This window comes from Streptacidiphilus pinicola, from assembly GCF_003258295.1.
In the GTDB taxonomy this organism is placed as follows: domain Bacteria; phylum Actinomycetota; class Actinomycetes; order Streptomycetales; family Streptomycetaceae; genus Streptacidiphilus; species Streptacidiphilus pinicola.
On record NZ_QKYN01000251.1, the window covers coordinates 1 to 2051 of the forward strand.

1 protein-coding gene and 1 other RNA gene are annotated in these 2051 nt (G+C 72.5%); both read right to left on the reverse strand.

Going from position 1 to position 2051, the window contains the following annotated elements; translation table 11 throughout:
• The coding region (locus tag DN069_RS38605; RefSeq protein ID WP_111507906.1) for a DNA polymerase III subunit gamma and tau at positions 1-1855 on the reverse strand (1855 nt) is incomplete at its 3' end.
• Positions 1856-1903: 48 nt separating this feature from the next.
• Positions 1904-1994, reverse strand: an RNA gene (gene ffs / locus DN069_RS38610) — signal recognition particle sRNA small type.
• Positions 1995-2051 lie beyond the last annotated feature (57 nt).

The window sequence follows — 2051 nt, forward strand, 5'->3', positions numbered from 1 at the left end:
TCAGACGTGGCTCATTGTTATTTTCAGGCCGCAGCGGGCGTCCCGGGTGCTCCGGAGTCTCGTGGGCTCGGAGATGGTTATAAGGGCCACCCCTGGCCGGCCGGCCCCGCGCCGGCGCGCCCGAGGGGCGCTGCGGCGCGGAGCCGGCCGGGCCGATCAGGCACTCGACCTTCCACGAGACGCCGACGGCGTCCTGCAGCGCCTGCCGCAGGATCTCGTCGTGGCCGCCGTTGACGAAGCCGTCCCGCGTCCCGGCGTGCTCGAACGCGAGCTGCAGCGCGCCGTTGTCGAACCCGGCGACCTGGGCCTGCTGCAGCAGCATCCAGGTGACGCGACGGCGGCCCTTGACGGCGTCCAGCACCTGCGGCCAGAACTGACGCACCTGTGTGGCGTTGATCCCGCCGCCGTCCCCGGCGACGGGCGCGGGAGCGGCCGGGGCGGGAGCCGGAGCCGTCGCGGGCGGAGCCGCCGGGGACGGTGCGGGCGCACCGACGAAACTGGGCGAGACCGGCCAGGAGCCGGGCGCCCGCCCGCCGGCAGCGGGGGCTGTCTGGACCGGAGCGGGAGCCGGAGCTTGGGCCGGCGCGGGCACGGCGGGCTCCGCCTGCGCCGGCGGGGCAACCACCGGCGCGGCAGGCATCGGGGCGGTGGCCGTCGGGGCGGCCATCGGCGCAGTCGCCAGTGCCGGGCCGCCGACCACGGCGCGCCGCTCCAGCTTCTCCAGCCGGGCCTGCCATGAGGTCTCGTCCGCGAACGCGGCCGGCAGCATCACGCGGGCACAGATCAGCTCCAGCTGCAGCCGGGGCGAGGTGGCCCCGCGCATCTCCGTCAGCCCGGTGTTGACGATGTCGGCGGCGCGGCTCAGCTCGGCGGAGCCGAAGCGGCGCGCCTGCTCGTCCATCACCGCGACCCGGTCGGCGGGTGCGTCGATCAGGCCCTTCTCGCCCGCGTCGGGCACCGCGGCAAGGATCACCAGATCCCGCAGCCGCTCCAGCAGATCCGCGACGAAGCGCCGCGGGTCGTGCCCGCCCTCGATCACGCGGTCGACGATCCCGAAGACCGTCGCGCCGTCGTGCGTGGCGAACGCGTCGACGATCTCGTCCAGCAGCGCGGCGTCGGTGTAGCCGAGCAGCGCGGTGGCCATGGCGTACGTCACACCGCGCTCGTCCGCTCCGGCCAGCAACTGGTCCATCACGGACATCGAGTCACGCACGGACCCGGCGCCGGCCCGCACCACGAGCGGGTAGACGGAGTCCTCGACCTGGATGCTCTCGCGGCCGCAGACCTCGGCCAGGTAGTCGCGCAGCGTCCCCGGCGGCACCAGCCGGAAGGGGTAGTGGTGCGTGCGGGAGCGGATCGTCCCGATGACCTTCTCGGGCTCGGTGGTGGCGAAGATGAACTTCAGATGCTCCGGCGGCTCCTCGACGACCTTCAGCAGGGCGTTGAAGCCGGCCGTCGAGACCATGTGGGCCTCGTCGATGATGTAGATCTTGTAGCGGCTGGAGGCGGGCGCGAAGAACGCCTTCTCCCGCAGGTCACGCGTGTCGTCGACACCACCGTGGGACGCGGCGTCGATCTCGATCACGTCGATCGACCCGGGCCCGCCGCGGGCCAGGTCCACGCAGGACAGGCACTCGCCACAGGGCGTCGGAGTGGGACCCTGCTCACAGTTCAGGCACCGCGCGAGGATCCGCGCACTCGTCGTCTTGCCGCAGCCGCGCGGGCCGCTGAACAGATAGGCGTGATTGACCCGGTTGTTCCGCAGGGCCTGCTGCAGCGGTCCGGTCACGTGCTCCTGCCCGATGACCTCTGCGAAGGTCTCGGGTCGGTACCGGCGATAGAGAGCGAGCGACACGTCTTCGACCCTAACGGTCCCCACCGACAAATCGGTGCCCTACAACGCAAGGACCCCCCGTGCACCCGCCAGAGCTCACCTACCCTTGCTGCCTTCCGGCCCTGGGGGGGTTCAGCGAGATAGCGCCACACGAGGGGCTAGGCCCAACAGTACCGGATCCCGCGCCCGTCTCTCACCGCCCCCACCCCCCGATCCC